At 60.3% G+C, this 6,923-nt stretch carries 3 protein-coding genes and 1 pseudogene; all 4 read left to right on the top strand.

Annotated elements, in window-relative coordinates; translation table 11 throughout:
• Nucleotides 1–1,518 (top strand): annotated as a pseudogene (locus WB528_RS02190) (DNA-directed RNA polymerase subunit beta'); the annotation flags it as partial.
• A 199-nt stretch (nucleotides 1,519–1,717) separates the two neighbouring features.
• Nucleotides 1,718–3,772 carry an FAD-dependent oxidoreductase gene (locus WB528_RS02185; RefSeq protein ID WP_423886787.1) on the top strand — a complete coding sequence of 685 codons (2,055 nt, stop codon included), beginning with the start codon at nucleotides 1,718–1,720 and terminating at the stop codon, nucleotides 3,770–3,772.
• 126 nt (nucleotides 3,773–3,898) lie between these two features.
• Nucleotides 3,899–5,893: an ABC transporter ATP-binding protein gene (locus WB528_RS02180; RefSeq protein ID WP_423886786.1), complete on the top strand. Its 1,995-nt coding sequence runs from the start codon at nucleotides 3,899–3,901 to the stop codon at nucleotides 5,891–5,893.
• A 635-nt stretch (nucleotides 5,894–6,528) separates the two neighbouring features.
• Nucleotides 6,529–6,900 carry a 30S ribosomal protein S12 gene (gene rpsL / locus WB528_RS02175; RefSeq protein WP_011473880.1) on the top strand — a complete coding sequence of 124 codons (372 nt, stop codon included), beginning with the start codon at nucleotides 6,529–6,531 and terminating at the stop codon, nucleotides 6,898–6,900.
• The last annotated feature ends 23 nt before the right edge of the window (nucleotides 6,901–6,923 follow it).

The following is a 6,923-nucleotide window of genomic DNA, read 5'->3' as shown; positions in this document are numbered from 1 at the left end:
TACGGCCGCGATCTGGCCCGCGGCACGCCGGTCAACCACGGCGAGGCAGTCGGCGTCATTGCGGCGCAGTCGATCGGCGAGCCCGGCACCCAATTGACGATGCGTACGTTCCACATCGGCGGTGCAGCGCAGATCAACGAGCAGTCGTTCGTGGAGTCGAACTTCGACGGCAAGGTGACGATCAAGAACAAGGCGATCGCCAAGAACAGCGAAGGCCACCTGGTCGCGATGGTCCGCAACATGGTCGTTGCGATCTCGGATGCCGACGGCACCGAGCGTGCGACCCACCGTATCCAGTACGGTGCGCGCATGCATGTCGATCAAGGCGACACGGTCAAGCGCGGCCAGCGCATCGCCGAGTGGGATCCTTATACCCGCCCGGTTCTGACCGAAGTCGAGGGCACGATCGGTTTCGAGGATCTGGTCGAGGGTCAGTCGATCTCGGAGACGCTCGACGAATCCACCGGTATCGCCAAGCGCGTCGTCATCGATTGGCGCACGACGCGGGGCGGGGCCGATCTGCGGCCTGCGATCGTGATCAAGGGCAAGGACGGCAAGATCCTCAAGCTCGCGCGTGGCGGCGAGGCCCGCTACATGCTGTCGGTCGACGCCATTCTGTCGGTCGACGTCGGTGCCAAGGTCAAGCCCGGCGACATCCTGGCGCGTATCTCTACCGAGAGCGCCAAGACCCGTGACATCACGGGCGGTCTGCCGCGGGTTGCCGAACTGTTCGAGGCGCGCAAGCCGAAGGATGCGGCGATCATCGCCGAGATCGCCGGCACCATCCGCTTCGGCCGGGACTACAAGAACAAGCGGCGCATCTCGATCGAACCGATGGACAAGAGCGAGGAGCCGCGCGAGTACCTGATCCCGAAAGGCAAGCACATCCACCTGCAGGACGGCGATATCGTCGAAAAAGGCGATTTCATCGTGGAGGGCAATCCCGCTCCGCACGACATCCTGGCGATCAAGGGCATCGAGGAACTTGCGGCCTATCTGGTCAACGAAATCCAGGAAGTCTACCGGCTGCAAGGCGTGCTCATCAACGACAAGCACATCGAGGTGATTGTCCGTCAGATGCTGCAGAAGGTGGAAATCACCGACCAGGGCGAGACCGACATGATCTCGGGCGAGCAGATCGACAAGATCGAGTTCGACCAGATCAACGCCAAGGCAAAGGAAGAGGGCAAGAAGCCCGCCACGGGTACGCCGGTTCTGCTCGGCATCACCAAGGCGAGCTTGCAGACCCGCTCGTTCTTCTCGGCCGCCTCGTTCCAGGAGACCACCCGCGTGCTCACCGAAGCTGCCGTCAATGGCAAGGTGGACCCGCTGGAAGGCCTCAAGGAGAACGTCATTGTCGGCCGCCTGATCCCGGCCGGTACTGGCGCCTCGATGGCGAAGATTCGCGAGGTCGCGGTGAAGCGCGACAAGCTGATCCTCGACGAGCGCGAGAAACAGGCTGCAATCGTACCGGCGGCGCCGGAAGTCGAGCCGCTGGCCCTGCCGCCGGCCGAATAGGCCTCGCGCAGTCCGCAAGACTACGGAAAGACCGGCGAAAGCCGGTCTTTTTTTGCTATTTTTCGACTATTCTGCTTCATTGGGCGCGCTCGTTCATCTTCCCTTCAGGGAAAAAAGCGCTTCTTCTCAAATAACTTAAGTCTGGCGTCTGTGGGGCAGGCGACCGACGACGGCGGGGGCCGGAAACAACCGGAAACATATGTTGGATCTAGCGATTGTAGGCGGCGGGCCTGGCGGCCTGATGAGTGCGTGGTACCTCAAAAGGAAGCTGGGCGACCTGTGCCGCGTCACCATTTTTGAAGGGTCGGATCGGCTGGGGGGCAAGGTCCTCACCGGCCGCTTCGATTCTGCGCCCGCAATCTACGAAGCCGGCGTTGCCGAAATCTACGACTACTCGATGACCGGCCCGGATCCCTTGCGCGAACTGATCCAGCATTTCGGCCTGCAAACGATTCAGATGGATGCCGAACAGGTCCAGCTTGACGGCGAACTCCTGAACGACGTGCCGGGTATGCGCCGCAAATACGGGGCGAAGACGGCCGACGCCATCGAAGCGTTCCGCAAGCGTTGCAGCCAGATGGTATCGCCGATCGAATATTACGAGGGCGTGGGTGCCCACGACAACGAACACCCCTGGGCCTACATCACGGCGGAACAGCTGCTTGACCGCGAGGTCGATGACGCCACCGCCAAGCGTTTCTTCAAGGTGATGGCGCGCTCCGACATTGCGACCGAATGCCACAACACCAACGGCCTCAATGCGCTGAAGAACTTCGTGATGGATGTCGACGGCTATATCGGCCTTTATTCGATCCAGAATGGCAACGAGCAGCTGATCGAGTGCCTCCAGTCCGAGGTCGATGCCGATATCCAGCTCAATCACCGCGTTCTCAAGGTCGGCAAGACCGCCAGCGGCCGTTACCAGCTCAACATGATGAACGGCAAAGGTCCGGAGACTCGGGATTTCGATCTGGTGCTGATGTGCCTGCCGCACTCCTGGCTCGCCACGATGGGCTGGGACGGCGAGGACCTGCGCCGCTCGATGGTCAAGCACGTCGCCTATTTCGACCGGCCCGCGCATTACTTGCGGATTTCGATCCTGTTTGATGAGCCGTTCTGGGGCGACAAGATCCCGGGCTCCTGGTTCATGTCGGAGGCCTTCGGCGGCTGCTGTGTCTATAACGAAGGTTCTCGCCATGACGTCGGCCGTCACGGCGTCCTGAACTGGCTGATTGCAGGCTCTGACGCGCTCGCTTTTGCCAATCTGGACGACGAGGCGTTGATTGATGCCGCCCTCAAGTCGTTGCCGGCGTCGCTCGGCGATGCGCGCGCCCATTTTATCGAGGGCAAAACCCATCGCTGGCTGTCGTCAGTCAACGCGTTGCCCGGCGGCATGCCGGCGCGCGACGTGATGACCAATCACCGGCCGGATCCCAAAAAGCATCCCGGTCTCGTTCTGGTCGGCGATTACCTGTTCGATTCCACGCTGAACGGGTTGCTCGATTCCTCCGATGCCGCCACCGACATCGTCGTCACCGAAATGATGCGATTGCGCCGCGCACGCGGCGACGGCGAACAACCGCTGTCCGACAAGATCGATCGTGACTATTTCGAGAATTACCGCGGGCTTGGACCGTATCGCGAAGTCTGGAGCCAATTCACCGATCCCGCTTATCTGGTCAATCTCGTCAAGATCGTCTGGAACCGGGCGAAGGGCTACAAGCTGCTTGTAGCCGGGTCCGCTAGCGGTGAGCTTGTCGGCGCCTTGCGTGCGCTCGGGGTCGATGCCTGGGGCATCGAGAATAATCGTGCGATTCACGCCAAGACGCCTAAGGAGCTGAAGAAGTTCAACAAGCTCGGATCGATCACCGACATGCCGTTCAAGGACGGCGAGTTCGATTTCGTATTCGAGGCCAGTCTCTGTCACGTCGGCGAAAAGCGCGTGGTCAAGGCCATTCGCGAGCTCAACCGCGTCGTCAAGACCGGCCTGGTGTTCGGCTCGGTGACATCAGACATGTCGCCGGCCTTGATCGATCGTTACGATCTGCTGCGCGCGGTCAGGAAGCTCGGCACCTGGTGGGAATGGTCGGAGTTGTTCTTCAGCAACGGCTTCGACCTTTCGATGCATCGCCACGACTGCACCGATGCGCTGTGGGCGGCGACGCTTGCGGCCAACAAAGGACCCGGTCAGTGGTACGCCGACTCCGAATCCTTGCGTTATTCCTTCTTCGACAAAGTCGAAGCCGCCGAATAGTAAGGTTACTTGCACCAATTATTTTTGCTGAGTACGTGCCGATTGAATAGAATGAACAAGGCGGCGCGATCTGCCTGTTGGTTTTGATTTGCGGTCCAAGCCGACCGTGCAGCATCGGTTGGTTTCATGGCTCCCAGGCCCTCCTTGTCAGGTAAACCTGTCGCAGCGCCAGCGGATGATCCGCAGGCGTTGGAGGCCGAGAAGAAGCTCGCCGCAGCCGGCCGTATAGTCGGCGACAAGACATTACCGGCTGACGAAGAAGACGAGGATGAGACCGACGAGCTTGAACTCGACGATGACGATGACGATGAGGAACTCGTTGTCTATACCGCGAAGGAAGCGGCCGGCGCGCTGGCAACGATCTATGGTTTCGTCAAACCGTTCCTGAAGAATTACAAAAAGATAATCGCGTTTGTCAGCCTCGGCGTTCTGGTCGAGACGCTGTTCAATGTGATCATGCCGCTCAGCCTGAAATTCCTGATCGACGACGCGCTCGGCGAGGAAGATTTCGAGGCCCTGATCGAAATTCTCTCGGTGTTGGCGGTGGCCGGCATCATCACCTCGATCGTGGCTATCTGGTACGAGCGGTGGGACGCCAAGCTTGCGGCTTCTCTGATTTCAGACGTGCGGAGGCGGCTGTTCGAACACGTCCAGGATTTGCCCGCCGCCTTCTTCGCGCGCACCAAGCGCGGCGAAATCCTGTCGCGATTTTCGGTCGACATGTCGGCGATCGAGGGGACGATCAAGGGCTTTGCCAATGCCGCCGCGCTGCCGTTCTTCGAATTGATCGCGGGCATCATTCTGATGCTGTTTTTGAACTGGCAGCTTGCCGCGATATCGCTCTTGGTGTTTCCGATCACGCTGATCGGCCCGCGCATCCTCACGCCGAAAGCCGTGCAGGCCAATTACGAGCAGAAGCTCAACGAGGCCACGCTGCTCGGCATGGTGCAGGAAAACATTGCGACCCAAGCGGTCGTCAAGGCTTTCATGCTCCAGCGCAAGACGCTGGGCTGGTTCACGATGCGCAACGACGAGGCGCGACGGAAAATCGCTTCCGCTGCATTCCTGTCGACCATGGTCGAGCGCACCGTGACCATTTCAGTGTTGTTGCTGCATCTCGTGGTGCTGGCGATCGGCGCCTACCTTGCCACCAAGGGCCAGATCACGATCGGAACCTTCGTGACGTTCGAAAGCGCATTCTGGGAGGTGTCCTACAACATCGCCCACATCATGCATTTCATCCCGGTCTCGATTTCGTCGGCGGCCGCTGTACGCCATATCCAGGAATTGCTGGATGAACCAACTCGTGGCAGCGATCGTCCCGGCGCGCCTGACTTGCCGCGTATCACCCACGACATCTCGTTCGAAGGTGTGACTTTTCGATACGAGGGCGGCCAGACCCCGATTCTCGACGATTTCAGCCTCAAGCTCGATGTCGGCAAGACTATCGCCATCGTTGGCCCGAGCGGGTCGGGCAAGAGCACGCTGCTCAACCTGATCCTGCGTCTCTATGTTCCGGACGAGGGTCGCATCACCATCGACGGCGTCGATATCCGCAAAGTTACCCGTGACTCCTTGCGGCAGAGCATGGCGGTCGTGTTCCAGGAGAACATGCTCTTCAACATGCCGATCCGCGAGAATATCCGCCTCGGCAAGGAAGGGGCGACCGACAAGGAGGTGGAGGCGGCGGCGCGGAAAGCCGAAATCCACCGCTACATCATGAGCCTTCCCCAGAAATATGACACGCCGGTAGGCGAGCGCGGCGACACCTTGTCGGGCGGCCAGCGCCAGCGCATCGCGATTGCGCGCGCCATCGTGCGCGACCCGTCGATCCTTCTCCTGGATGAGGCGACCTCGGCGCTAGACCAGACCACGGAAGCGGCCATCAACAAGACCCTGATGAAGCTGGCGAGGGGCCGAACCATGATTTTCTCGACTCACCGCCTGACTTCGGTGGTCGACATGGACGAGATCATCGTCGTTTCCGGCGGCAAGGCCATTGAGCGTGGTTCGCATGCCCAACTGCTCGCGGCCAACGGGATGTACCGCCAGCTTTGGGACGATCAGAGCGCCAAGCCGCACGAAACTGCGGATCAGGATGATGACGAGGACGAGGATTAAGGGTGGCGGCCTGGCGCAGGCCGACCGGTTGCCGAACAGGCCGGGTCCGCAGTCGAAAAATAGGTAATTAAATACCTAATTCAGGACCGCCTTCCAAATGGCTGACGTACGCCTGAAGCCGGGCAGGCGGTTGGCGTCGGACTTGATGAGCTGCATGTAGCGAGCCGCAGAAGTGCTTCATCTGCTGCTGTTTCGCCTTGACTTGGCCATCCCGCGCCGATAGAAACCGCGCACTCAACGACAGGCGGTGAGCTTCGCTTGCGTCGGAACGGACCACCCTTTCGAACCCACTTATTTTCGGGGTTCGGGACAGGCACCAACCTCGACGAATGTCGCTCAAACGCTGTCGAATATAGCTAGGCAATGCCGTAACGATCTCAGTTTTCGTGGGCAAGTTTCCCTCGGAATCGATCGGGTGCACGACCTCGGTGGTTGATCGATCGGCTCGCGCCGATCGGACATAGCGGAGGTCCTCTGTGGCGTCGAAGCGCTTTCTGCTCAGGGATGAGCGGTTGGCGCGATTTCGCTTTGCGCGGATGTTTTCGCGCGAAGCAACAGGGTGGGGCTCTTTAAGGTCCCGAACGAATTTGGCGAAGCCGTTTCGGTTTCGCATGAACTAAAGGGTGAAGGCTGACATGCCGACGATCAACCAGCTGATCGCAAGTCCGCGCGTCGTACAGAAGTCGCGCAAGAAGGTGCCGGCGCTCCAGCAGTCGCCGCAGAAGCGCGGTGTCTGCACGCGCGTCTACACCACGACGCCGAAGAAGCCGAACTCCGCGCTCCGCAAGGTCGCCAAGGTGCGCCTGACCAACGGTTTTGAGGTCATCGGCTACATCCCCGGCGAGGGCCACAATCTCCAGGAGCACTCGGTGGTCATGATCCGCGGCGGCCGCGTCAAGGACTTGCCCGGCGTGCGCTACCACATTCTCCGCGGCGTCCTCGATACGCAGGGCGTCAAGAACCGTAAGCAGCGCCGTTCGAAGTACGGCGCCAAGCGTCCGAAATAATCGGGAACAGATTAGATGTCGCG

Origin of the sequence: Bradyrhizobium sp., assembly GCF_049586575.1 — a bacterium.
In the GTDB taxonomy this organism is placed as follows: Bacteria; Pseudomonadota; Alphaproteobacteria; order Rhizobiales; family Xanthobacteraceae; genus Bradyrhizobium.
The sequence above is the reverse complement of the archived record's forward strand: the minus strand, read 5'-3'. Positions and strand labels throughout refer to the sequence as shown.